The organism is Hyphomicrobiales bacterium (assembly GCA_017642935.1).
Classification (GTDB): Bacteria; Pseudomonadota; Alphaproteobacteria; order Rhizobiales; family MH13; genus MH13.
This window is the reverse complement of sequence record JAEPOK010000001.1, coordinates 383,911-406,927: the sequence shown is the minus strand read 5'-3', so window position 1 is coordinate 406,927 and position 23,017 is coordinate 383,911. Positions and strand designations below refer to the sequence as shown.

Here is a 23,017-nt window from a genome sequence, read left to right as displayed (position 1 = left end):
CATTGACGACCGTCAATGACCCCTATTCTGCGATGCTGGAAGGTGCATCGTGGCCCGATCAACGCTCCTGTCTCGGCGGTAAATGTCGATTGAACGCAAACCGTTAAAGTCCGTCTCCGTTCGGAGCGGACTGCGCTTCGCTGCGTCCAGCACCATGTCACCGGAAATCGACCGGTCCAAGCGTGTCGCCGCCGCCGCGCTTCTCGGCATCGATTATCCCGGCACGCGGCCACGCTTCCAAGTCGACGTCGGCGCAAAAGTCGATGAGGGCGACACGCTTTTTGTCGACCGCAAAGACGAAGCGGTCCGTTTCGTCGCGCCTCTAGCCGGCGAAATAGTCTCGATGGACTACGGCCCGCGGCGAACGCTTTCGGCCGTCGTCATCCGGGCAGTTGCCGGAGACCGTGAGAACGGCGCCTCCGCCAAGCTCCCTGATTGCAGCAATGCCGATTCCGTTCGATCGGCACTTTTGGATCACGGCCACTGGCCTGCATTTCGTTCCCGACCCTTCGGGCTCATCCCGGCATCGGACGCCACACCCAAAGCGGTATTTGTGTCGGCAATTGATTTGGCACCCGGCGCGGTCGATCCCGATCCCGTCATCGCGGCGAGCCAAGAAGCCTTTGAACGCGGCCTGTCCGCGGTGGCCAAGCTGGCCGATGGGCTGGTCTATGTTTGTCTGCCGAAAGTAAGCGGTGTGCGCATCCCGGAAGGCGTGGCCCTGCGCGCCGCACACTTTGACGGCAGCTACCAGGCCGGCCTGGCCTCCACGCACATCCATCGGCTTTCGCCGGCATCACTCGAAGCCCAGGTTTGGACCATTGGCTTTCAAGATGTGATCGCCATCGGCACTCTGTTCCTCACAGGCCGTCATGATGGCCGGCGGGTCGTCGCGCTAACGGGCGACCATCTTAGCAAACCTCGTCTGGTTGAAGCGCGGCTCGGTGCCCGCCTGCGCGGTCTGCTGGATGGCGAGCAGACCGCGGCAACCAACGAGCGGAAGCTCACCCGAACTCTGTCCGGATCTTCGGTTTCCGGCCGTGAACTCGGTTTTCTTGGTCGCTACGATACTCAGATTTCGGTGGTGTCGGGACGCCAACACAGACAACGCCCGGCTTGGACCGACCGCCTACCCTTTTTCGGCAGCAACAATGCATCGCCCTTGGTCCCCAACAACACCATGGACCAGGCACTGCCCGCCAATGTGCTTGCTGTGCCGATGATGCGCGCCTTGAGTGTCGGCGATGCGCAGGCGGCCAAACGGCTTGGCGCGCTCGATCTGGTCGAAGAGGATGTCGCCGCGCTCAACCATGTTTGCACCAGCGGCGCCGATTACCGCCAGCTCCTGCGCGCCGTGCTCGACGAACTCGCCGAGGATGCCGCCTGATGCGCCATCTCAACGGCCCAACCCTGCGCGCGGCGCCTCTGCTGCCGCTGATCTCCAGCGCTGGCCGCGTCAGCCTTCTACAAGCGATCGCGCTCGCGCCAATCCTGGCGGTGGATATCATCGCGCGTGGACCGCTCGTCGTCCCGTTGTTTCTAACCTGCCTGGTTGTGGCGCTGATCTGGGAAAACCTTTTTGCCTTCCTGCGTCACGCTGATTTCTCTTTTCACGGCTTGACCACCGCAATGGTGGTCACCCCGTTTGCACCGCTTGGCGTTGAGGCCTGGCAGCTGGCGGTTGCCTTGTCGCTTGGCGTGGTGCTTGGGGAACTGGTATTTGGCGGGCGAGGATTTGGCTTCGTCAACCCGGCAGCGGCGTCACTTGCCCTTCTGGTCTTTTCGTTTCCACAACTCACGCTCGCTGCGCCCGAGTTGACGGTCGCACTGGCAACACTGCCCGGCGCGATTCTGTTGTTCATTGCCGGGCTCATTTCTTGGCGTGTTCTCTTGGCGACCTCGCTCATCGCACTCGCCGCCATCGGCTTCACATCAACAATCTGGGACCCGATCTCTCTGGCCATCACACTGTCGGTCGGCCTGGTGTTCCTGGTCGCGGACCCTCTTGGCGCTGCCTGCACCAACCCCGGTCGTTGGGTCTACGGCGCCCTCGCTGGCTTTTTGACAGCCCTTTTTGCTGGGTTCTCCATGGAAGGCCTGACGGCCGAGGCAGTTGTCTTTGCCGCCCTGCTTGCCAGCCTTTTTGCGCCGCTCATCGATCATCTCATGGTGCTTGCCAACGCCTACAATCGTGAGCGCCGCCACGCACGAGGTCAGCATGGCTAACCCCGTCGCCGCAATTTTGGCACGCCCTAACGACGACACCACCAAGACGGTTGTGATCGCCGCGCTGGTCGCCTTCGTATGTGCCGTCTTGGTCTCGACCGCATCGGTGCTGCTCGACCCAATCCAACAAGAACAGATTGAGGCCGAGCAGGCCGCTCGTATGGAGGCCATGCTCGACACGCTGCCGGGCATGCGCGAGGTGATGGAAGAAGCTGGCGTTACAGCGCTAGAAACACGGATCGTTGACCTGACAACCGGAGCCTTCGCGCCAGAGATCGATCCAGCCAGCTTCGACATGATGGCCGCCGCCAACGATCCGGCTCAATCGATCGAACTCTCAACCGAAGAAGATTTGGCAAGCATCCGCCGCCGACCAAACCACGCGCCGGTCCATCTTCTGGAACGCGACGGCAACATCTTGCTCATTGTCCTGCCCGTTTATGGCAGCGGCTACGCATCGACCATCAGAGCCATGCTGGCGCTGGAGGCAGACCTATCAACTGTCGCGACCCTCACGATCACCGAGCAAGGCGAAACCCCCGGCCTTGGCGCACGGATCACCGAGCCCGACTGGCAAGCCCGGTGGCCGGGCAAAGAACTGCTCAATGAGCATGGCGACATTGTCATTGAGGTTGTGCGGGGCGAGGCGCAGAGCGTGCATCAGGTGGACGGCATTTCCGGCGCGACGCGCACCGGGGATGGCGTGACCTTCGCCTTGCAATTTTGGATGGGCCCGAACGGCTACGGCCCCTTCCTTGACCAGCTTCGGCAGGAGGGTTTGTAGATGGCGCGATGGACCCACCACCTCACCACACCGCTGGTGAAGGAAAACCCGGTCACGCTGCAAATCCTCGGCATCTGTTCCGCGCTCGCGGTTACAACGTCGCTGACGACCGCAGCTATGATGTCGGTGGCGCTGACTGCGGTTCTCTGCATGTCGGCGGCGATCATCAGCCTCATCCGCCATCACATTCCCACCAGCATTCGCCTGATCATCCAGATCACCATCATCGCTTCGCTGGTGATCGTGATCGATGAGCTGATGCAGGCGTTCGCCTTCGAGATCAGCCAGCAACTTTCCGTGTTCGTCGGCCTCATCGTCACCAATTGCCTGGTACTTGGCCGCGCCGAAGCCTTCGCCATGCGCAATCCGGTTGGTCCATCCATCCTTGACGGTCTGGGCAATGGCCTCGGCTACAGCCTGATCCTGATGATCGTTGGCGGCATCCGCGAACTGCTGGGCGCCGGGACCCTGTTCGGCCAGACCGTGTTGGTTACGGTGGCCGATGGCGGATGGTTTGAGCCACTGGGGCTTATGCAGCTTGCGCCGGCAGCGTTCTTCATTATCGGCTTACTGATTTGGGTCATCCGCACCCGCTGGACCGCACAAGTCGAACCACCGAAGTTCAAACTGCACCCCTCGCTGAAATCGGCAGGGGGTCGCTCATGACCGATCTGCTTCTTACGGCCATCTTCGGGGAGAACCTGGCGCTCTCCTTTTTTCTTGGCGTCTGCACCTTTCTCGCTGTTTCCGAACGTTTCGAAACAGCAGTTGGTCTGGGCATCGCGGTCATCGCAGTGCAGACGCTGACAGTTCCACTCAACAATCTGATCTTCAACGGTTTGCTGGTCGAAGGCGCTTGGGGCTTTCTTGGCCTGCCGGAGATGGACCTCACCTATCTGAAGCTGATCGCGTTTATTGGCGTCATCGCCGCCTTCGTCCAGGTGCTGGAAATGGCGCTCGATCGGTATGTGCCGGTGCTCTACAACGCGCTTGGCGTTTTCCTACCGCTGATCACCGTCAACTGCGCGATCCTCGGCGGAAGTCTGTTTATGGTCGAGCGGCAGTATGATTTCGGCGAGTCCGTCGTCTACGGATTCGGCAGCGGTTTCGGCTGGGCGCTCGCCATCATCACGTTTGCAGCCATTCGTGAGCGGTTGAAATACGCCAACATCCCGTCCGGCCTTCAAGGCCTTGGCATCGCCTTCATTGTCACGGGGCTGATGTCGCTGGGCTTTTCCGCCTTTGCCAGGCTCGCGCCATGAGTGTGATCCTGTTCGGCACCCTTTTGATCGTCATCGTGGTGCTCGCGCTCACCGCCATGGTGATGCTGGCGCGGGGTGTACTGATGCCGGCTCACCCTGCCGTTATAACCGTCAACGGCTCGAATGCGTTCGATGTCAAAACCGGTCAAAAACTTCTCACCGCCCTGCATGAACATGATGTGCTTGTGCCGTCTGCCTGCGCCGGGGCTGGGACTTGCGGCTTATGCCGGGTCACCGTGCTCGACGAACACCAAGGCTACCAGCCGGTTGAGACCGCACGGCTTTCCAATGCCGACCGGCGCGCCGGAGTCCACCTTGCCTGCCAGGTCACGCTTCGTGACGACATGCAGGTCGAAGCGCCACAGGAATGGGTTGGCGCGACCAGCTACACTTGTACCGTTCACTCGGTTACCGCCCTCACGCCCCTCATCCGCGAGATCGTTCTGCAACTGCCTGATGAAGTCGACGCCACGATCGTCGCCGGCAATTATGTGCAAGTCAGCGCCCCGCCCTACGCGCTCGACTACACAAGCATTGACGTGCCCGAAGCGCACAGCACCGCTTGGCAATCGATCAAGAATCTCAGCGTGCGCAGCGATGAAGAGGTCACCCGCGCCTACTCCATTTCCAATCGTCCAGAGGATACGGCCGCCCGCCGCGTCGTTCTCAACATTCGTCTCGCTCTGCCGCCGCCATCCGTCCCCGAGGCCGAGCCGGGGATCGTATCGTCATGGCTCTTCGCCTTGCAGCCGGGCCAGGAGGTCATAACGTCCGGGCCGTTCGGCAGCTTCCGCGCCCAACCGACCGACAAGGAAATGGTCTTCATTGGTGGCGGCGTTGGCATGGCGCCGCTTCGTGCGCTCATCCATGAGCAGCTCGGGATCACCAAAAGTGGGCGGAAGATGTCGCTTTGGTATGGCGCGCGCAACAAGGCCGAACTGCTTTACGTTGATGAGCTGGATGGGCTGGCGGCCACGCACGAAAACTTCGATTGGACAGTCGCGCTCTCCGACCCACAGCCGGATGATGATTGGCAGGGTGCCGTCGGCTTTGTCCATCAGATCGCACTCGACCGGTATCTGCGTGACCATCCGGAACCGGAGAACTGCGAATACCATCTCTGCGGCCCGCCACTCATGATCCGTGCGGTTTTCCAGATGCTCGACGATCTGGGTGTCGATCGCGATCACATCTTCAACGATGATTTCGGGGTCTGACGATGACGTTTACACGACGCAGTTTTTTGGCCAGTACCGCAACCATTGGGCTGGTTTGGGCGCTTCCATCGCAAGCCTCTTCTTTGTCTATTGGCGGGCACGCCTTTGGCAGCACCTGGCGCTTTTCCGGCGAGCCGGGCTTGGATGAAATGCGTCTGCGCCCGTTGATCGAAGCCGTAATCCGGCGCGTGGACCAGCAGATGTCACCCTGGCGCGCCGACTCTGACATTTCACGATTCAACGCTTTGCCGAGCACAGATTGGCAAGCCATGCCGGGTGATGTTTGCCGCGTTGTGTCAGCAAGCCTCGACGTCGCACGTGCCACTGGCGGCGCCTTCGACCCAACCGTCGGACCAGCGGTTGCCCGGTTTGGCTTTGGCCGCATTGAAGGGGGCTCGGGAACCTTTGATGCGATCGGTGTTCGCGGTGATGCCGTCCGCAAGACTCAGGCCGACATGACCCTGGACCTTTGCGGCATCGCCAAGGGCCATGCCCTGGATGAGATCAAACAAGCCTTGCGTCACGAAGGCGTGACCTCGGCACTGGTCGAGCTAGGCGGCGAAGTGGCCGCTATCGGTGAGCATCCCGCAGGCCGGCCCTGGCAGGTTGCCATCGAGCGACCAGGAGAGCGTCAGATCACGGCCCACCGCATCGTCGCGCCCGGGCAGATGGCGCTAGCAAGTTCCGGCCACACACCCAATGGCCATCGAGGGCGCATCGCGTTCAGCCACCTCATTGACCCGCGCCAACAGCGCCCAGTTGATCAAGACCTGGCCTCGGTGTCGGTTCTGGCCGCCAGCGCCATGCAAGCCGATGCGCTGGCGACCGCCCTCACCGTCCTTGGGCCGAGCCGGGGGATTGAACTCGCACAAGAACAGCGCATCGCGGCGCTTTTCTTAGAACCAACACCCTCCGGCTTCCGCGAAACAATGACCGGCGCTTTCGCCGACCATGTGACGGCGTAGGAGGGGACGATGATCTTTCTTTTCACTTTCAGCATCTTCGCATTGGCCATCGGCGGGCTCGCCATCGGTGTGATGGCAGGGCGCAAGCCGATCGAAGGCTCCTGCGGCGGCGTTGCCTGTCTGAAAGACATTGAGTGCGCCACCTGCCCGAACCGCAAAATGGTGGAGCACGAGCCATGAACACCAGGTCCGCCGATTCCCTGCCCCTGGTCGCTGACTTTATGACGCGCGATCTGGTGACGCTGACGCCTGACATGGAAATCAATCGCGCGATGAACATCCTGCTCGACCGGCGGATATCCGGCGCGCCAGTACTCGACAGTGATGGGTTGCTGGTCGGCGTTCTCACCAAGCGCGACTGCCTGAAGGCTGCGCTGGATGCCAGTTACTATCGCGATTGGGGCGGGCATGTGGACGCTTATATGAGCCATCCAGTGACGACGATCGACGCCAGTATCGACATCATCAGCGCCACAAACCTCTTCATTGAAAAGCCGTTTCGCCGCTTTCCGGTGATGGATAGCGGCAATCTGGTCGGCCAATTGAGCCGCACCGATGCGCTGCGCGCCCTCGCAAGCCAATGGGGCTAACGACCGCCAGACACAAACTAAACACGCAAATTCACGCAACAATCGCCGCAGAGCGGTAGCAGAGAGGAAACAGCATGGGCACGAAAAACATCATCTGGTTTGACGATTTGGCACGCGGCGACGTTGCCCTGGTCGGCGGCAAAAACTCCTCGCTTGGCGAAATGGTTCAGCAGCTGGGCAGTGCCGGCATCAAGGTCCCGTCCGGTTTTGCGACCACCGCTGATGCGTTTCGCAATTTCGTAAAACACAATGGCTTGGACAAGGTGCTCGACGAAACGCTGAAACGCCTCACCAACAAGCAGATGACGCTGCAAGAGGCGGGTACACACATCCGTAAAGCCTTCATCGCCGGTGAATGGCCGCAGGATTTGCGTGACGACATCGTGGCGCATTTCGACGAGCTGCAGAAGCGGGTCGGTGCGGACGAACTTTCCGTGGCCGTGCGTTCAAGCGCCACCGCTGAAGATCTGCCCGATGCAAGCTTTGCTGGCCAGCAGGAAACCTTCCTCAACGTACGCGGGCCCGATGCGCTGCTCGCCACCTGTCGGCGCTGCTACGCCTCGCTGTTCACCGACCGGGCCATCATGTACCGCACCATGAAAGGCTTCGACCACGAGAAGGTCGCGCTTTCAGTTGGGGTTCAGCTCATGGTGCGCTCCGATATTGGCGGGTCGGGCGTCATGTTCTCCATCGACACCGAAACCGGCTTCGACAAGGTTGTGCTCATCAACGCCGCCTGGGGCCTTGGCGAAAACGTCGTCCAGGGCGCGGTGAACCCCGATGAGTACCAGGTGTTCAAGCCCTTCCTGGATAATGAAGCGCTCCAACCGATCGTCGAAAAACGGCTCGGGGAGAAAGAGCAGAAGATGATCTATGCTGGTCAGGAAGGCGGCGAGACCATCAACGTGCCCACTTCCAAGCGCGAGCAGCAAAGCTTTGTCTTGAGCGACGCAGAAATCGCGGCCCTGGCGCGCCAAGCCGTCACCATCGAGAAGCACTATGGCCAGCCAATGGACATGGAATGGGCCAAGGACGGCGAAACCGGCGAGCTTTACATCGTGCAAGCGCGGCCAGAGACGGTGCAATCGCGCGCCGATCATCAGGTCATGAAAAACTTCACCCTCAACACCAAGGATACCCCGATCCTGAGCGGTCTGAGCGTCGGCAACGCCATCACCCAGGGTCCGATCTGCATCATTGAAAGCGCACAGGACATTGAGCGTTTTATCGACGGATCAGTGCTTGTCACATCGACGACCGACCCCGACTGGGTGCCGATCATGAAGCGGGCGGCCGCGATCGTCACCGACCATGGCGGGCGCACCTCCCACGCCGCCATTGTCAGCCGTGAGCTCGGCATTCCGGCCATTGTTGGCACAGGAGACGCCACACATGTTCTGCACGACCGCCAGCAGGTGACGGTTTCCTGTGCTGGGGGCGAACAGGGCGACATCTATCAGGGCTATCTCGATTTCGATGTCGAAGACATCAAGCTTGACCATGTGCCCGACACCAACACGAAAATCATGCTGAACTTAGCCAACCCGGCCTCAGCATTTCGCTGGTGGCGCCTACCGTCGGATGGAGTCGGCCTCGCCCGCATGGAGTTCGTGGTGAACTCCGCCGTGCAGGTGCATCCGATGGCGTTGGTGAATTTTGATACGCTGCACGATGATCACGACAAGCAAGAAATCGAAGCGCTGACGCGCGGGTACGATGACAAGAAACACTATTTCGTCGAAACGCTAGCCCGAGGCCTTTCGCGCATCGCCGCTGTTGCTCATCCCAACCCGGTGATCGTGCGGATGAGCGATTTTAAAACCAACGAGTACGCCAAACTGCTCGGTGGATCGGCGTTCGAGCCGGATGAAGAAAACCCGATGATCGGGCTGCGCGGCGCCTCGCGTTACTATGCCGACATCTACCGCGATGGTTTTGCTCTGGAATGCCAAGCAATCCGCCATTTGCGTGAGGATCTTGGCTTCACCAACGTACTGGTCATGATCCCGTTCTGCCGGACGCCGGAGGAAGCTGATCTGGTGCTCGATGTCATGGCCAAAAACGGCCTGGAGAGAGGTAAAAACGGCCTCGACATCTATGTCATGTGCGAGGTGCCATCGAACGTCATTCTGGCAAACGAATTCGCCAAGCGGTTCTCCGGTTTCTCCATCGGATCGAACGATCTGACCCAGCTCACCTTGGGCGTTGATCGTGACAACGAACATCTCTCCGGCGTTTTTGAAGAGCAGAACGATGCCGTCAAATGGATGATCGAAACGGTGATCGCCCGCGCCCATCAGGCGGGTGCCAAGGTTGGGCTGTGCGGTCAGGCGCCGAGCAACGACCCGACCTTTGCCAAGTTTTTGGTGGAAGCAGGAATCGACAGCATATCGGTGACCCCTGACAGCTTCCTCGCTGTCAAAGCCAATGTCGCCGAAGCCGAAAAGGTCAGCTGATCAACAGGTTGAGAGAGACATTGAGCGCCATCAGGCGCTCAACTGATCCAGCCACTCTTCATGTGCCGCCGTCTGCGCCAACCGGTGCACGTCGGTGATTGCAAAGGTCTGCGCGTCGATGATCGTTAGAATGTCGTTGCGCGACATCCACTGAATCTGACGCGATACAGTCTCCGGTGTCGTGCCAAGATAGAGTGCCACATCCTTGCGACTAACCGGAAATGTCACGATTTGTGTTTCTGGTTTCCCGGCCTTTTCACACCCCATGAGATTGGACCGCCGCAGCAACATTAAGAGGAAGCTTGCAACCTTCTCGCGGGCCGTTTGGCATCCAAGCAGCACCATCCATTCACGCGCAGCGTCCAACTCGGTCAGCACCTGCACGAGCAGCTCATGTTCAACTTCGGGATACTGCGCAAGCAGGCTCTCAAACGCCTGGCGTTCAAACACGCAGATCTCAACATCTGTCGCTGCCTCGAAGGAAAACGGCGCGGCATCTTCAAAGGGTCGACCAAAAAAATCGGACGGGAACAGCAGCCCGACCACTTGCTGACGGCCGTCTTCGAGCGTCTTGCACAGCTTCACCATGCCGGAGACGACATTACCGAGAAATCCGCCCGGCTGACGCTCACCAAGGATCACCTGTCCAGCAGAAAACTTACGGATTCGGCTGAGGCTTTGAAGCTCTTGGGCGGCAGCCGACGATGCTCGGCTGCAAATGGCGCGATTATGGATGGAGCACTGATCACAACGCGTGCGAAAAGACGCATGCGGCGAGGAATAATTCATCAACCGGCCCTGAAGGATACACGACTACTTTAGCCGACCCTTACACATCGCGAGAACCTGGTGAAGGAAAATCGGACGACCTGAAGCTGATCCATGTACGATTCAACGTAAGGGCGTAACGATGCGTCAGGCGGTTGCTGCGGCAGCCTCGGCCGCCGTTCCATAGCGCGGCAGATCGGCAAGGCTCTTGCCATGTGCCGCCATCAACGCGTCGCGTACAAAGGCAATATGCGCTGTTTCTTCAATGATTTCGGCCAGATACTGCGCGGCCATCAGAGTTTTTCCAACGCCAATCGTTCCGTGGTTAGCGAGCACCGCGGCGCGGATCGATGGGTCTTGAAAGACCGGTGAAATCTCCACATCCGTCTGCGGCCCGCCATTGGCCGACAGCGGTATCAACGGCATACGGCCGATCTTCTCGATGGTTTGAACAGTCAGGCACGGTATCTCGATACCGGCCGAGGCGTAGCCTGTCGCCCACGGGCTGTGGCAGTGCACGATGGCATTGATGTCCGGACGGATGCGGTAGAGATCGGCGTGGAAATCAAGGTCCTTGGACGGCTTAAAGGCCGACGGTTCCAGTGTTCCATCCAGAAAGGCGACTTGTAGATTGTCCCGCGTGCATTCGGCAAAGCCGACACCCGACGGTTTGATGACAATTGCGTCGGCTGACGCCAAGCGAACGGAAAGATTGCCCCCGGCGTTGGTCTGCAAGCCCCGATCAAAGCAGCGCCGCGCGGTGGCAATTAGCGCATCCTTCTTGGCTTCCAGTTCTGATACGTCAGGCTTCTGCGCGGGCATGGGGGGCTCCTTCACGGGGGGCTTGTTCAAGGGCAGGCAGATGAGGGCGCAGCGCATTCATTATGGCGTGCACCGTGCCGGCATCGTTGATGTGATGGTCGAGCGTCTGCAGGGTGACGGTCGAGGAAACGCGCGCGCGCATGACCTCCAAGAACACTTCGCGCAGCGCTGGCGATTCAATGGCGCCGCCTGGCCGGTCCTGGTGGGAAAAACCACCCATCGGCACAAGCAGGGTGACCGGGACCTCTGCACCATCAAGCGCGTCGGCGAGTATTCCGGCGACCAAGGCCATTTCGTCTTCACTCACCTGCACATGGGTAAAATAGCCTGTGTGCTGATAATGCGGGCGCTCCAGATAGGCCGGTGGCACCAGCGACAACTCGCCAAGACCGATGAAGTTCAGCCCTCCCGGCAAGACCACCTGGGGCACACCGCAGTCGCGTGCCGCCGTCAGCCGATCCGGCATCTCCACATGCGCGCCTGCCACATGAATGCGGGTCAGTTCGTGAAGGGTCATATCGACGACGGTGTGGAATGTGCCGCAGCGGGCAAAACGGGCATAGGCGGCGCCACCGAACCCATTGGCGTGGAACACTGTCGCCTCCCGGCCTTCGGCGTTCAATGCAGCCGACAGACCGTCCGCGCAGGCGCCCGTGGCTCCAAGTGCCGTGATGCCAACGGAAGGATTGGTGGAAACGTGGGGGAGCATGTTCGATGTCTGGCAGAGGCCAGCCAGCATGGCAGCGGCGTTTTCGAGCACCTGCCGGAGGGCTGCGTTGATGCCGCAGACATCGGCCAGCGTCGGCACGATGATGATCGCATTGTCAGCCAGCGCATAGCGCGGATCGAAGGGAAGCGTGGTCACCAGCATTTTGGGAAACGCGAAGGGCATGCCGCGCATCACCTGCAGCGCAATTTCACCACCCGTTCCACCGCCAATGGAAACGGCCGCCGTTGCCCCGGCCTTAATGGCCTCACGCGCCATAACCGAGGCATTGTTCGCCACATCAGCCATGGATTGCAGCTTGCGCGCGCCTGACAGCACCTCGCCATCGGCGTTCAAGGACAGGTCAAGCACATGGCAATGCACGCCATGCCGGTCCATCGCCTGTTTGAAATAGGCAATGGCCTCATGCTTGGTTTCCATCGTCGCCAGCAGCAGGACGGAACAGCCCATCGACGCTAACCCTTCACGGCACCCGCGGTCATGCCGGTGATGATCTGACGCGAGGCAAAGAAAGTGAAGAGGATGGGTGGAATGGCAAGCAGCATGCCGGTGGCCATGATCACACCCCAGTCGATGTTGAACTCGGTGATGGAGTTCACAATCGTCACCGGCACGGTGCGAGTGTTGCGGTCAGCCAGTGCATTGGCCAGCAGGAACTCGTTCCACGCCACGCGGAACGTGAAGATTGCTGCCGCAGCAAGACCCGGCTGTATGAGCGGTAGGACCACCAGAAAGAAAACACGGAACGGCCCTGCCCCATCAATGCGGGCTGCCTCTTCCAGCTGGATGGGAACCTGCACGATAAAGCTTTGCAGGATCCAGATCACGAACGGCAGGTTCATGGCCACATAGACCAGGATGATGCCCGAGCGCGTGCCATCCAGCCCGAACTGTTCGTTCCAGATGCCGAACACCGGCACCAACAGCACCGCTGGTGGCACCATGCGCATGATGAGCGTCGTGAAGCTTGCCGTGTCGCGGCCCAGATATTTGAAGCGCACGATGGAATAGGCTGCCATGCAGCCCAAAATCAGTGTGAGTGCAGTGGAGGCCAGCGAAATGATCAGCGAGTTGACCAACGCCCGGCCAAACGTCGGGTCGCAGCGGCGCAGATGTTCTGGCTCATAAGGCAAAAACTCGCAAAGCGCCGTCTCATAGTTTTGAAGAGTCGGCATGAAGAACAGGTTGGCGGTCGGCGAGGTGATGTCCACGTTCAGCTTGAATGAGTTCATCAGCATCAGCACGATCGGGCCGGCTGACATGAAAACCAGGCAAATGAGCAGCACATAGAAGGCGGGGTTGACGCGCTCTTGGCCGTGCGAGGCGGGCTGGGACATGACTAAACGGCCTCCTCTTCGGCCTGTGCGGCCTTGGCGCCAGCAGCACGGATGCGCGCCAATCGAGCATCGTTGAGCCGCGTGTAAATGAACATGACGGCGGTGATCAGCATCAACAAGATGAGCAGATAGTTCGACATGGCCGCCGCCTCGCCGAGCTGCCGGAACTCCGAGGCCGTTCGCGAAATGCGCAGCGACAAGATTTCCGTCGAAAGTCCCGGCCCGCCATTGGTCATGACAAGGATCACTTCGAGAACTTTAAAGGCATCGATCAGGCGCAGCAGGCAGGTGACAATCAGCACCGGCATCATCAAAGGCAGTTTGATGTAAAGCACCTGCTGCCAGCCATTGGCGCCATCAACGCGCGCTGCCTCAAGGGCCGACTGGGGAAGCGACTGAAGGGCGGCAAGCGCAAGAATAAAAATGAACGGCGTCCACTGCCAGATGTCGGCAATGACGACCGAGGCAAAGGCCCAGCTGCTGTCACCCAGAAATGGGATCTTGTCGAAGCCCAGTGCTTCCAGCCAGCGGTTAAATGGGCCAACCTGCGGGTGGTACATGTAGCGCCACATCAGGCCGACCACGATGGGCGCAATCATCATCGGCAGAATGAATATCGTGCGCAGCACGGCCATCCCGCGCAACTGCCTGTCGAGCAGCAGGGCCAAACCAACGCCTAAGAACATTTCCAGGGAAACAACCAGCGCTGCAAAACGGATGGTGACGCCGAAGCTTTCCCAGAAGCTGGCTGAATTCCAGAGATTTATGTAGTTGCGAAGGCCGACAAACTCCGCCTCGCCGATGCGCTGGCTCGGGTTCCAGTCCAGAAAACTGGCATAGACCATGTACCCGATGGGGTAGAGCAGCGCGATGATCATCACCGCAGCAGCAGGCGCCAGGAACATATAGGGCGTGAGCCGGTTGGCAGCTTGGATGTTCATGGTTGCCTATTCATGGCGCGGTTGCTTTGAGCCTTGGTATTGGGCTTCGGTGGCAGGGTGGCGGCGGGCCGATGTCCAGTCCGCCGCCAGTCTTCAGGCATAGGCCTGGCTTAGTTCCAGGTGTAGTACCCAGCTTCTTCCATGATCGCGCGGCTACGTTCCGCAACGCCGTCCAAAGCTTCCTGGATGTCCAGATCCTCGGTCAGGATCTGGCTGAGCGTTGTGCCAAGGTCAGCGTTGATTTCACCCCAGGTCGGGATGATCGGACGCCAATCTGGATCTGCAAACTGCAGGGCTTCTCCAAAGGTTGCCGAGTAAGGGAAACGCTCGTTGAGAGCGGCATCCTGATAGGTGGAGAAGCGTGATGGGTTACCGCCTTCCATGGCGATCATCAAATCGATCCGCGGGGAGGTCAGCCACTGCATCAGCAGGAACGCAGCTTCGGGGTTGTTGGCATTGCGCGGAATGGCAAGGCCAAAACCGCCTGTCTGCGAGGCGCGCTCAACACCCATCGGGTGCATCGCCCAGCCCACATTGCCGGCAACCGTAGAGCGTGATGGGTCTTCAAAACCAGCAGCAAACGCGATGGAGTCAAGGAACATCGCATATTGACCCTGCGCGAAAGCAGCAGCAGCTTCGGATGGGCCAAATGTCGTGGACCCTTCGATGCCGCAATCGACGATGGTTTTGAGAGCTTCAGCCGCCTCAACGCCAGCGGCGTTGTTCACGATCGGCTCCCAGTTATCGTCAAAGATGCCACCGCCCAGCGGGTTGAGGTGCAACAGATACGCGTGGCTTGCCTGGTGACCGGAAGCAGCGCGAGAGGCAAGACCGCCCATACCAGGTTCCAGCTCAGGGATAAGGCATGCCAGTTCCAGCAGCTCTTCGTAGGTTTCAGGCACCTCAAGACCGTGCTCTTCGAAGATGTCGGTACGGTAGCCAAGAACCGAGGTTTCCGAACCGAACGGAATGCCGAACAGCGAACCGGTTGGACCGGGCAAATAGCCTTTTGTGCCACCGGCGACGCCGATGTTTTGCACATACCCGTCGATCAGATCGTCAGCATTGTAGCTTGGGTCAGCCAGCGCGGGGTCCATGAAAAAGCGGGCCAGATTGTGCAACTGGTCGGCAAACACGTAGTCAGCCTTTGAAAACACGACGTAGGCGATGAGATCGTAATCACCCTCATCCTGCGTCAGTTCCAGCGTTTGGCGTTCGCGCATACGCAGATACTGAAGCTGATCAACTTCGACTTCGATGCCAGTTTCTTCGGTGAACAACGGCAGCACTTCCAGCACCGCATTGTAGTGCGGGTGGGCGGGGAAGTTCACCACAAGCGTTTCGCCCTCATAGGGCGCATAGGGATTGGCCAGAGCCGCCCCGGTCATGGCGACCCCAGTGAGCGCCGTCGTGGCGACAGCCGCTGCGGTCAGTGTCTTAAACAGTTTCATCTTTATCCTCCCAGGATGGTGAAAGACCTGTCGTGCAGGCCGGTCGTCTGCGGCGTTAAAGCGCCGCTTCAGTTTTCGGATCGAAGAGATGCAGTTCCTTTTCATCGATCCGGAACGACCGCGACTGCCCTGCTGGGATCGGCGCTGCCGTTGAAATTTCGATTTGGACGTTCTGTCCGCCCAACTCCGACATCAGCACAGACTGCGCGCCGATATACTCCGATAAGATGATGGGCAGGGTCAGGGCGTCCGGCCCCGCATCTTCAGAAAAGGCCGACGGCCGCACGCCAAGTTGCACGTCCCGACCAACATGGCTGGACAGTTTTTGGTTGCGCTCAGGGGAAAGCGGGATTTTGAAGCCAGGACCAGTTGCGAAGAGAAGCTCACCCTCTTGGGCGAGCTCTGCACTCAGGAAATTCATGGTCGGCGAGCCGATAAAGCCGGCAACGAAACGGTTGGCCGGTCGGCGATACAGTTCCTCGGGCGTGCCGGCCTGCATAATTTCACCACCGCGCATCACCACGATCTTATCGCCGAGGGTCATCGCCTCGATCTGATCATGGGTCACATAGACCATGTTCTTTTGAATGCGCTTGCTCATCAGCGCCAATTCCGCGCGCATCTGACCGCGCAGCTTTGCGTCGAGATTGGAGAGCGGTTCGTCGAACAAAAAGGTGGACGCATTGCGTACCAAAGCCCGGCCCATCGCCACACGCTGACGTTGGCCGCCGGAAAGTGCGCCAGGTTTGCGGTCAAGATACTCGGTTAGCCCTAGCGTGGCGGCCACCTCTTTGACGCGCTTATCGATATCCGCCTTGGGGTATCGAGCCAGGCGCAAGGCAAACGACATGTTTTTGGCGACGTTCATGTGCGGGTAGAGCGCGTAATCCTGAAACACCATCGCCAGATCGCGATCTTTCGGATCAAGCCGTGTCACATCACGATCACCGATGGAGATTGTCCCGTCCGTGACAGACTCCAACCCGGCAATCATCCGCAGCGTCGTGGACTTGCCACAGCCGGAAGGTCCGACGAGCACCGTGAACTCACCGTCATCCATCGTAAGGTTGAGATCCTCGATGACCGTGACGGCGCCATAGGCCTTGCGCAGGTTTTCCAGCCGGATTTCGGGCATTACAGCTCTTCTTTTCTCCCAGTTCGCCGAGGAACACATATTTTGTATACAAAAGCAATCAAAAACATACAAAATAGCCCGATCATTGTGTTTACGCCCGACCTAGGCTACCTCTGAGTGCAAAGGAGACCCTTTGAATGAACACGGTCACCCAACGCGCTCGCGTCAGCGTGGCACAGCGCATTGAAAGCGCGCTGCTCGACGAAATCGCCGCCGGTCAGATCGAGCCAGGCCAGCGCCTGGATGAAACCCGCCTGGCCGAGCGCTTCGGCGCGTCGCGCACCCCTGTCCGTGAGGCGCTTGGGCGTTTGACCGCGCAAGGGGTCCTGGAGCCAAGCGAAGGTCGCGGCACCCGCGTTGCGCAGTACACGCGCGAAGAACTGGCGCAGATGTTTGAGGCGATGCACGAGATTGAGGCTCTGTGTGCACGGCTGGTGGCACAACGCCTGACGTTGCTGGCCAAGTCACAGCTCGAAGCCGCCCAAGCTCGCTGTCATGAAGCGGCGAAAGCTGGAGATTTTCAGGCCTATTTGCGCGCCAATGAGGCGCTGCACTTCGCCATCTATCAGGCAACAGGCAACCCCTATATCCAGCAAATGGCCTCGGACTTTCGTCGCCGAACAGGGCCGTTTCGCGCCAAGAAATTCGCCACGAAGGCTGACCTCATCGCTTCGGCTCACAGCCACGATGAACTTCTGGAAAAAATCTTCTCCGCCGATTCCAACGATGCCTTCGACTATATGCGCAAGCATATGGAAGAGAGCTTCATGCGCGTGCTCGCCGCCAACTGATCACATCAAAACCGCCATTCTGATCGCTTGGCACGCTTTCCTGTAGACAGATGTGAAAGTTTGTATACAAAAGGCGAGTGCAATAGCCGGAGCGGAGCAGTATGGGCATTCAAGAGACGAAAATTTATCCGATCAACACCGGCTGGCTGGAGGCCGATCTCGGCACCTACATTTTCTGGAAGGGACCGGCGGGCCAAAAAATCTGGAACCCGGTCTACTGCCATTATGTCGATACCGGCGAGCATAAGATCCTGATCGACACCGGCCTTTGCGATGAGGAGCGCGCCACCAAATACCATCACAAGTGCGACAAGCGCGGCTGCCTGCAGGTGCATGAGCATCTTGAGCAGAAGCTCGGCGTGCACCCAGACGAAATCGACGCCATCGTCTTCACGCATCTGCACTGGGACCATGTGCAGAACATGAAAGAGTTCAAGAACGCACGCTACATCGCGCCCAAGGCCGAAATCGAAATGGCCTATAACCCGCTTCCCCTCTACTACCGCACCTATGAGTCCGGCTATCTGGGCATAGAACACGCGTATGCAGGCTGTGTGTTTGAGGCCGTGGAAGATGAGTGTGAAGTACTGCCCGGCATCACCATGTTCCACACACCAGGACATTCTGTCGGCCACATGGCGGTGACAGTCGCAACTTCAGCCGGCGACATCGTCGTTGCTGGCGATGCCATCTTCCAAGAGCGCAACATGGAACCCAATCCTGCCGAGGGATGGCGCTACTGGGTCCCAGCGCGCTTCGTGAACTCCTTCGAAGGCTGGAAATCGGTGGAGGAGTTGGACAAGCGCGCCGATTACATTTTGGCCTGCCATGACAAAGTGGCGAACGCCCGCTCCGACGTGTTCCCTTATGAAGGCATGCCGATCCGCAAGCGCCGCCAGGTGATCCCGGGCTATCAATTCTACTTTGGTGACATGCCTGCGGGATCGGTAGACAAAGCCGCACCGGCAATGCCCAAAGAGGATGTCGAAGCCTACATTGCTGGCCTTGTGCCCCCAACACCGGATTGATCAAACGCGATGCACATCATCGACAGCCTGATGGCCGTGGCCGATCAATGCGATGCGGTGGTGTTTGATCAATGGGGGGTGCTGCACAATGGCTCCACCCCCTACCCCGGCGCCGCCGAAGCAATAGTGGCGCTCGCTGCGGCGGGTAAGAAGTTGGCCGTCCTTTCCAATTCCGGCAAGCGCGCTGCACCCAATCGCGAGCGTATCGCGGCGATGGGTCTGCCCGCCGATTTGTTCGATGAGGTCATGACCTCCGGCGAGGCGTTCTGGCAGGACGTGCACATAGGACGGGTCAATCCCGGCCGCCTCTTCGCGATAACCGCCAAACCAGGCGACGAGCAAAGGTGGGGCGAAGGATTATCCGTCGAATGGACCGACAATACGGACGAGGCCGATGCGGTGCTTTTGATGGGCCTGCCTGAAGGCGGTGATGGCGTCGCGGAACGGGCCCAGCTTGACGAGGCACTGAAACAAGGCTTGCCGCTTTTCTGCACCAACCCCGACCGTGGATCGCCGCGCGCCGATGGGGTAGTGCAACTGTCCCCTGGCGCCCTCGCCCATGCGTACCAAGACTCTGGAGTAGATGTGGTGTTTTACGGCAAACCCTATCGGCCCGTGTTCGATGCCCTAGCCGCAGCACTCTGCATCGCGCCGTCATCCATACTGATGGTCGGCGACTCACTGGAACACGATGTTGCAGGTGGTGCCGCCGCAGGCTGGAAGACGGCATTCGTCACAGGGGGGCTGCACGCAGAAGCGTTTGAACACGGTGACGCGCTGGCAACCGCTGCCGAATTGGCAAAGGAACACCAAGCGCCATTGCCCGATTTCGTCATTGGCCGCCTGGCAGGAGAGAGAAAAAACTATGGGTGAGCAAGCACCCCTTCCGCGCGACTTCTTGGAGCTTTCCGCCGATTGCGGCAGCGACCCGCTTCGCGTCCAGGGCCCAGGCGGCAACACGTCCATCAAACTGGGCGAGACACTGTGGATCAAAGCCTCCGGGACGGAACTTGCCAACGCCCTCGACCAAGACATTTTCGTCGCCGTAGACCGCGTGATCGCTCTTTCTGAAGCTAAAGGTGCCGGCGATGGAACCTGTCAGGCTGCCATACTAGATCCCGAGCGCGGGCTGCGCCCCTCCATCGAGACCACCTTTCACGCGCTTATCGATTGGCCCGTCGTCGCACACACCCACTCAGTGGCTACACTCGTCCATGCCACCAGCGATCAAGGGTTGGACGCGGCACGCGAAAAACTAAATGGCTTGCCGGCGGCATTCGTGCCCTATCGAAAGCCCGGACGTCCGTTGACCGAAGCCATCGCCGCGGAGATGACACCCAACGTTCAGGTTTTTGTGCTCGGCAATCACGGCTTGATCGTTGCCGGAGACAGCGCCCCCGACGTCGCCACTCTAATGTGTGAAGTGGAAATACGCTTGGCCGTGCCCATTGTGACGGATGGCGCGACACCTCAAAGCGATGCGCCAGATGGATTCGTTTGGCTGAACACCAGTGCGGTGGCGCAGGACAAGCGGCTGTTCAGCCTTGCGACGACAGGCTCCTATTACCCCGATCATGTCGTTTTTCTTGGACCCGCCCTGCCGACCAAACCAGTGGATGGTGCACCGGCCTGTCTGATCGAGGGCCAAGGATTGGCTATTCGAGCCGATGCAACGTCGGCGCAGCGCGCGATGGCACAATGCCTCAGCGATGTTCTCACGCGCCTGCCTCCATCCTGGACGCCCAATGCCATAGGCAGTGAGGCCGAGGCCGAGCTGCTCAACTGGGACGCCGAAAATTACCGCCAAGCCCTGGCCGCCCGTAAGTCATGACCAACGGCGCATCCGACTTCGCGCTTGGCATTGATATCGGCACCTCCGGTGTGCGCACCGCCGTCGTTAACGGCAATGGAAGCGTGATAGGAACCGCGAAAGCGAGCCACGCGTCCACCTCAAACGAAGACGCACTGGCTTGGTGGGATGCCGTGTCGCGGGCGTTGGACACGCAAATCCAACAGTTACAGACCCTGGGCATTGATCCCCAGCACATCAGCCGCGCCGCGGTCGATGGAACATCAGGGTCCATAGTTCTTGTTGATGATCAGCTGACCCCCGTCACACCAGCGCTTTTGTACAACAGCTCGGGGTTCACGCCGGAAGCTGAACGCATCAACCATTTTGCTGAACCGACATCCATCACACGCGGAAGCTCATCAGCCTTGGCGCGCATGTTGCACCTGCAAGCCCACGACAAAGCTGGCAAAGCCAAGCACCTCATGCACCAAGCCGATTTCATCACCGCAAAGCTTGCGGGCACCTCGCTCGGCTCAGACGACAACAACGCGTTAAAGCTCGGCTGGGACCCAGAAACCTGCCGCTGGCCATCCTGGTTCGAAGCGTTGGGCGTGCGAACCGAAATCCTGCCTGACGTTCATCGCACAGGCACACCCATCGCCACACTTGGCGGCGACATAGCAAAACGTTTTGCATTATCGCCCACCCTTCAACTGCATGCGGGCACCACCGACAGCATTGCGGCGTTTCTAGCGTCTGGCGGGCGACATGTCGGTGACGCTGTGACCTCGCTAGGCACAACGCTCGCGATCAAACTGCTCAGCGATAAACGCATCGATGATCCGGTCAGCGGTGTTTACAGCCACAAGGTCGGTAATAGCTGGCTGGCCGGCGGCGCATCCAACACCGGCGGCGGTGTGCTGGCCGCGTTTTTCACAAGCGATGAACTGACCGCATTAAGCGCGCAGATCGATCCCAAAACACCAAGTGACTTGGACTATTACCCGCTGCTCAAGCCCGGCGAACGGTTCCCCATCAATGATCCAGATCTCGCGCCACGGCTCGCACCACGCCCACAAAGTGACGCGGACTTTCTCAAAGGAATGTTGGAGAGCATCGCCCGCATTGAGGCGCAAGGTTACGCACGGCTGACAGAGCTTGGCGCCCCTGCCCCAAAACGCGTTCTCACTGCCGGAGGCGGTGCCAAAAACCCCGTCTGGACAGCGATACGCGAGCGGCATTTGGGCGTGCCTATCGTGCAAGCTGACGAATCCGAAGCCAGTGTTGGCGTGGCGCGCCTCTGCTGGCGCGCCACATAGCCGTGCAATCGGCCGCTATTTGACGGCGACGGCTTCAATCTCAACCGTTGCGCCAAGAGGCAGCGCGGCAACGGCAATGCACGAACGCGCCGGTTTATGGTCGCCGAAGAACTCCGCGTAAACGGCGTTCACAGCGGCGAAATCGCCCATATCAGTGAGAAAAACCACCGCTTTAGCAACATCGCTCGGCCCAAGGCCGCCTGCCGCCAGCACCTTGCCCAAATTGCTCAGCGCCTGACGAGCCTGGGCTGCAGCATCGCCGCCAAGGAACGTGCCCGTCTCATCAAGCGCAAGGCAACCAGAAATGTAGAGCGTGTCGCCTGCCTGTGCGGCATGGCTGTAGGGACCAACAGCTGGCGGGGCGCCTTCAGCAATCAAAGTGGTAACGGGCATTTGGATGTCTCCCTTTTGGGTGTGTCAGAGAAAAAGAAGCTTGGCCGCGATCGCCGCGCCAAGCAGGAAAACTGTCTGAGCAACCACCAGCGCAATGTGATTGCCGCCAAGATTGACCATGGCACCGAGTGAGGTTTTGACCCCCAGCGCGGCAATGGCCGTGATCAGCATCCACCGGCTCGCTTCAACGAAAGACGCGACAATCGCTTCCGGCAAAACGCCGGTCGAGTTGATCAACATGAAAACGATAAAGGCGATCACGAACAGCGGGATGCCAACCCGTTCGCCATCACTCTTTTGCGTTGCCAGCAGGATGGCGAGAATGACCAATGGCAGGAGCAAGACCCGCTGAAGCTTGGTGAGCGTTGCAACATTGCCGGCCTCATCGCTGATCGAAAAACCAGCGCCGACGACCTGCGCCACATCGTGGATTGTCGCTCCGATCAGAAACCCTGCCTGCTCATCGTTGAATCCGAGCACGGAGAACAGCAGCGGGTAGAGCACCATCGCGACAGTGCTCAGCGTGGTGACGGCGACCACCGTGAACAGCGTGTCCCGCTCCAGATTGTCGCGTTTGGGCATAACCGCCGATATCGCCAGAGCGGCAGACGCCCCGCAAATGGCCGTCGCACCTCCGGTCAAGATGCCAAACGCGATCTTGCGCTTGAACAAAGGGGCTAGCAGCGCACCGCTGGCGATCGTCAACACCACCAGTGCAATGATCACCGCCACCGGCTCCCAGCCCTGCGCCGTGACATCGCCAAGGCTCAAACGAAAGCCTAGCAATGCGACGCCCATTCGCAGCAGCGACTTGGAGGCGAACGTGATCCCGCCAGCACATTTGGGGTGGTCGGCGAGGAAGTTGAAAGCCATGCCGACAAGCAGCGCGAACAGCATGACCGGCGCGCCGTAATGCTCTGACAAGAACCCCGCGCAAAGCGCAATGGTAACAGCCAGCGCAAGACCGCTATAGCCGCCGGCCAGCGGTTTGAAGATGGAAAACAAGGGACAGC

24 protein-coding genes are annotated in these 23,017 nt (G+C 59.6%); 15 read left to right on the top strand and 9 right to left on the bottom strand.

Translation table 11 applies throughout. The features are described from left to right. The first annotated feature begins 82 nt into the window (after window positions 1–82). The 10 genes from JJ917_01930 to ppsA all read left to right on the top strand — a co-directional run bounded on the left by JJ917_01930 (window position 83) and on the right by ppsA (window position 9,500). Window positions 83–1,387: a hypothetical protein gene (locus JJ917_01930; GenBank protein MBO6697570.1), complete on the top strand. Its 1,305-nt coding sequence runs from the start codon at window positions 83–85 to the stop codon at window positions 1,385–1,387. Beyond that, window positions 1,387–2,226, top strand: coding sequence for an RnfABCDGE type electron transport complex subunit D (locus JJ917_01925; protein ID MBO6697569.1), 840 nt, complete (start codon window positions 1,387–1,389; stop codon window positions 2,224–2,226). Before JJ917_01930 ends, JJ917_01925 begins: the two co-directional genes overlap by 1 nt. Beyond that, window positions 2,219–3,010 carry an NADH:ubiquinone reductase (Na(+)-transporting) subunit C gene (gene nqrC / locus JJ917_01920; protein ID MBO6697568.1) on the top strand — a complete coding sequence of 264 codons (792 nt, stop codon included), beginning with the start codon at window positions 2,219–2,221 and terminating at the stop codon, window positions 3,008–3,010. The genes JJ917_01925 and nqrC overlap by 8 nt, the downstream gene beginning before the upstream one ends. Beyond that, the gene (locus JJ917_01915; protein MBO6697567.1) at window positions 3,011–3,676 is read left to right on the top strand and encodes an NADH:ubiquinone reductase (Na(+)-transporting) subunit D; all 666 of its coding nucleotides are present in this window, start codon (window positions 3,011–3,013) and stop codon (window positions 3,674–3,676) included. It abuts the gene before it with no gap. Then, window positions 3,673–4,272 (top strand): NADH:ubiquinone reductase (Na(+)-transporting) subunit E, encoded by a 600-nt coding sequence (gene nqrE, locus JJ917_01910; GenBank protein ID MBO6697566.1) that lies wholly within the window; start codon window positions 3,673–3,675, stop codon window positions 4,270–4,272. The genes JJ917_01915 and nqrE overlap by 4 nt, the downstream gene beginning before the upstream one ends. Next, window positions 4,269–5,489 carry an NADH:ubiquinone reductase (Na(+)-transporting) subunit F gene (locus JJ917_01905; protein MBO6697565.1) on the top strand — a complete coding sequence of 407 codons (1,221 nt, stop codon included), beginning with the start codon at window positions 4,269–4,271 and terminating at the stop codon, window positions 5,487–5,489. Before nqrE ends, JJ917_01905 begins: the two co-directional genes overlap by 4 nt. 2 nt (window positions 5,490–5,491) lie before the next feature. Further along, complete coding sequence (locus tag JJ917_01900; protein ID MBO6697564.1) at window positions 5,492–6,454, top strand: FAD:protein FMN transferase; 963 nt, start codon at window positions 5,492–5,494, stop codon at window positions 6,452–6,454. Between the two features lie 9 nt (window positions 6,455–6,463). Next, window positions 6,464–6,634: a (Na+)-NQR maturation NqrM gene (gene nqrM, locus JJ917_01895; GenBank protein MBO6697563.1), complete on the top strand. Its 171-nt coding sequence runs from the start codon at window positions 6,464–6,466 to the stop codon at window positions 6,632–6,634. Continuing rightward, complete coding sequence (locus tag JJ917_01890; protein ID MBO6697562.1) at window positions 6,631–7,044, top strand: CBS domain-containing protein; 414 nt, start codon at window positions 6,631–6,633, stop codon at window positions 7,042–7,044. Before nqrM ends, JJ917_01890 begins: the two co-directional genes overlap by 4 nt. Window positions 7,045–7,118: 74 nt before the next feature. Further along, the gene (gene ppsA / locus JJ917_01885) at window positions 7,119–9,500 is read left to right on the top strand and encodes a phosphoenolpyruvate synthase (GenBank protein MBO6697561.1); all 2,382 of its coding nucleotides are present in this window, start codon (window positions 7,119–7,121) and stop codon (window positions 9,498–9,500) included. A 30-nt stretch (window positions 9,501–9,530) separates the two neighbouring features. On the opposite strand, the gene JJ917_01880 is transcribed toward ppsA, so the two are convergent. The 7 genes from JJ917_01880 to ugpC all read right to left on the bottom strand — a co-directional run bounded on the left by JJ917_01880 (window position 9,531) and on the right by ugpC (window position 16,681). Beyond that, window positions 9,531–10,289, bottom strand: coding sequence for a Crp/Fnr family transcriptional regulator (locus tag JJ917_01880; GenBank protein MBO6697560.1), 759 nt, complete (start codon window positions 10,287–10,289; stop codon window positions 9,531–9,533). A 126-nt stretch (window positions 10,290–10,415) separates the two neighbouring features. Then, a complete protein-coding gene (locus JJ917_01875) occupies window positions 10,416–11,090 on the bottom strand; it encodes a class II aldolase/adducin family protein (GenBank protein MBO6697559.1) in 675 nt (224 codons plus the stop codon). Beyond that, window positions 11,071–12,267 (bottom strand): Tm-1-like ATP-binding domain-containing protein, encoded by a 1,197-nt coding sequence (locus JJ917_01870; protein ID MBO6697558.1) that lies wholly within the window; start codon window positions 12,265–12,267, stop codon window positions 11,071–11,073. The genes JJ917_01875 and JJ917_01870 overlap by 20 nt, the downstream gene beginning before the upstream one ends. Window positions 12,268–12,272: 5 nt before the next feature. Beyond that, window positions 12,273–13,154 carry a carbohydrate ABC transporter permease gene (locus JJ917_01865; protein ID MBO6697557.1) on the bottom strand — a complete coding sequence of 294 codons (882 nt, stop codon included), beginning with the start codon at window positions 13,152–13,154 and terminating at the stop codon, window positions 12,273–12,275. Window positions 13,155–13,156: 2 nt separating this feature from the next. Further along, a complete protein-coding gene (locus JJ917_01860; GenBank protein ID MBO6697556.1) occupies window positions 13,157–14,059 on the bottom strand; it encodes a sugar ABC transporter permease in 903 nt (300 codons plus the stop codon). 146 nt (window positions 14,060–14,205) lie between these two features. Beyond that, the gene (locus JJ917_01855) at window positions 14,206–15,546 is read right to left on the bottom strand and encodes an extracellular solute-binding protein (protein ID MBO6697555.1); all 1,341 of its coding nucleotides are present in this window, start codon (window positions 15,544–15,546) and stop codon (window positions 14,206–14,208) included. A 55-nt stretch (window positions 15,547–15,601) separates the two neighbouring features. Further along, window positions 15,602–16,681 carry a sn-glycerol-3-phosphate ABC transporter ATP-binding protein UgpC gene (ugpC, locus tag JJ917_01850; GenBank protein MBO6697554.1) on the bottom strand — a complete coding sequence of 360 codons (1,080 nt, stop codon included), beginning with the start codon at window positions 16,679–16,681 and terminating at the stop codon, window positions 15,602–15,604. A gap of 137 nt (window positions 16,682–16,818) precedes the next feature. On the opposite strand from ugpC, the gene JJ917_01845 reads away from it, so the two are divergent. The 5 genes from JJ917_01845 to JJ917_01825 all read left to right on the top strand — a co-directional run bounded on the left by JJ917_01845 (window position 16,819) and on the right by JJ917_01825 (window position 21,611). After that, a complete protein-coding gene (locus JJ917_01845) occupies window positions 16,819–17,472 on the top strand; it encodes a GntR family transcriptional regulator (GenBank protein ID MBO6697553.1) in 654 nt (217 codons plus the stop codon). Window positions 17,473–17,573: 101 nt separating this feature from the next. Further along, the gene (locus JJ917_01840) at window positions 17,574–18,500 is read left to right on the top strand and encodes an N-acyl homoserine lactonase family protein (GenBank protein ID MBO6697552.1); all 927 of its coding nucleotides are present in this window, start codon (window positions 17,574–17,576) and stop codon (window positions 18,498–18,500) included. 9 nt (window positions 18,501–18,509) lie between these two features. Continuing rightward, on the top strand, window positions 18,510–19,373 hold the full coding sequence (locus JJ917_01835) for a TIGR01459 family HAD-type hydrolase (protein ID MBO6697551.1): 864 nt from the start codon (window positions 18,510–18,512) through the stop codon (window positions 19,371–19,373). Next, window positions 19,366–20,331 (top strand): class II aldolase, encoded by a 966-nt coding sequence (locus tag JJ917_01830; protein MBO6697550.1) that lies wholly within the window; start codon window positions 19,366–19,368, stop codon window positions 20,329–20,331. Before JJ917_01835 ends, JJ917_01830 begins: the two co-directional genes overlap by 8 nt. Next, entirely contained in the window at window positions 20,328–21,611 is a 1,284-nt protein-coding gene (locus tag JJ917_01825) for an FGGY-family carbohydrate kinase (GenBank protein MBO6697549.1), read from the top strand. Before JJ917_01830 ends, JJ917_01825 begins: the two co-directional genes overlap by 4 nt. 15 nt (window positions 21,612–21,626) lie before the next feature. Here the strand turns inward: JJ917_01825 and JJ917_01820 are convergent, their stop codons facing one another. After that, window positions 21,627–22,004 carry a hypothetical protein gene (locus tag JJ917_01820; GenBank protein ID MBO6697548.1) on the bottom strand — a complete coding sequence of 126 codons (378 nt, stop codon included), beginning with the start codon at window positions 22,002–22,004 and terminating at the stop codon, window positions 21,627–21,629. Window positions 22,005–22,028: 24 nt separating this feature from the next. Then, a complete protein-coding gene (locus JJ917_01815; GenBank protein MBO6697547.1) occupies window positions 22,029–23,009 on the bottom strand; it encodes a putative sulfate exporter family transporter in 981 nt (326 codons plus the stop codon). Window positions 23,010–23,017 lie beyond the last annotated feature (8 nt).

Excerpts from the sequence above, each read along its gene's own strand:
- JJ917_01930 (MBO6697570.1), top strand. The coding sequence starts at position 83 with ATGTCGATTGAACGCAAACCGTTAAAGTCCGTCTCCGTTCGGAGCGGA.
- ugpC (MBO6697554.1), bottom strand. The coding sequence starts at position 16,681 with ATGCCCGAAATCCGGCTGGAAAACCTGCGCAAGGCCTATGGCGCCGTC.
- JJ917_01830 (MBO6697550.1), top strand. The coding sequence starts at position 19,366 with ATGGGTGAGCAAGCACCCCTTCCGCGCGACTTCTTGGAGCTTTCCGCC.
- ppsA (MBO6697561.1), top strand. The coding sequence starts at position 7,119 with ATGGGCACGAAAAACATCATCTGGTTTGACGATTTGGCACGCGGCGAC.
- JJ917_01835 (MBO6697551.1), top strand. The coding sequence starts at position 18,510 with ATGCACATCATCGACAGCCTGATGGCCGTGGCCGATCAATGCGATGCG.
- nqrE (MBO6697566.1), top strand. The coding sequence starts at position 3,673 with ATGACCGATCTGCTTCTTACGGCCATCTTCGGGGAGAACCTGGCGCTC.
- JJ917_01870 (MBO6697558.1), bottom strand. The coding sequence starts at position 12,267 with ATGGGCTGTTCCGTCCTGCTGCTGGCGACGATGGAAACCAAGCATGAG.
- JJ917_01925 (MBO6697569.1), top strand. The coding sequence starts at position 1,387 with ATGCGCCATCTCAACGGCCCAACCCTGCGCGCGGCGCCTCTGCTGCCG.
- JJ917_01900 (MBO6697564.1), top strand. The coding sequence starts at position 5,492 with ATGACGTTTACACGACGCAGTTTTTTGGCCAGTACCGCAACCATTGGG.
- nqrM (MBO6697563.1), top strand. The coding sequence starts at position 6,464 with ATGATCTTTCTTTTCACTTTCAGCATCTTCGCATTGGCCATCGGCGGG.
- JJ917_01860 (MBO6697556.1), bottom strand. The coding sequence starts at position 14,059 with ATGTTCCTGGCGCCTGCTGCTGCGGTGATGATCATCGCGCTGCTCTAC.
- JJ917_01890 (MBO6697562.1), top strand. The coding sequence starts at position 6,631 with ATGAACACCAGGTCCGCCGATTCCCTGCCCCTGGTCGCTGACTTTATG.
- JJ917_01875 (MBO6697559.1), bottom strand. The coding sequence starts at position 11,090 with ATGCCCGCGCAGAAGCCTGACGTATCAGAACTGGAAGCCAAGAAGGAT.
- JJ917_01865 (MBO6697557.1), bottom strand. The coding sequence starts at position 13,154 with ATGTCCCAGCCCGCCTCGCACGGCCAAGAGCGCGTCAACCCCGCCTTC.
- JJ917_01880 (MBO6697560.1), bottom strand. The coding sequence starts at position 10,289 with ATGAATTATTCCTCGCCGCATGCGTCTTTTCGCACGCGTTGTGATCAG.
- nqrC (MBO6697568.1), top strand. The coding sequence starts at position 2,219 with ATGGCTAACCCCGTCGCCGCAATTTTGGCACGCCCTAACGACGACACC.
- JJ917_01855 (MBO6697555.1), bottom strand. The coding sequence starts at position 15,546 with ATGAAACTGTTTAAGACACTGACCGCAGCGGCTGTCGCCACGACGGCG.
- JJ917_01820 (MBO6697548.1), bottom strand. The coding sequence starts at position 22,004 with ATGCCCGTTACCACTTTGATTGCTGAAGGCGCCCCGCCAGCTGTTGGT.
- JJ917_01915 (MBO6697567.1), top strand. The coding sequence starts at position 3,011 with ATGGCGCGATGGACCCACCACCTCACCACACCGCTGGTGAAGGAAAAC.
- JJ917_01905 (MBO6697565.1), top strand. The coding sequence starts at position 4,269 with ATGAGTGTGATCCTGTTCGGCACCCTTTTGATCGTCATCGTGGTGCTC.
- JJ917_01840 (MBO6697552.1), top strand. The coding sequence starts at position 17,574 with ATGGGCATTCAAGAGACGAAAATTTATCCGATCAACACCGGCTGGCTG.
- JJ917_01845 (MBO6697553.1), top strand. The coding sequence starts at position 16,819 with ATGAACACGGTCACCCAACGCGCTCGCGTCAGCGTGGCACAGCGCATT.
- JJ917_01825 (MBO6697549.1), top strand. The coding sequence starts at position 20,328 with ATGACCAACGGCGCATCCGACTTCGCGCTTGGCATTGATATCGGCACC.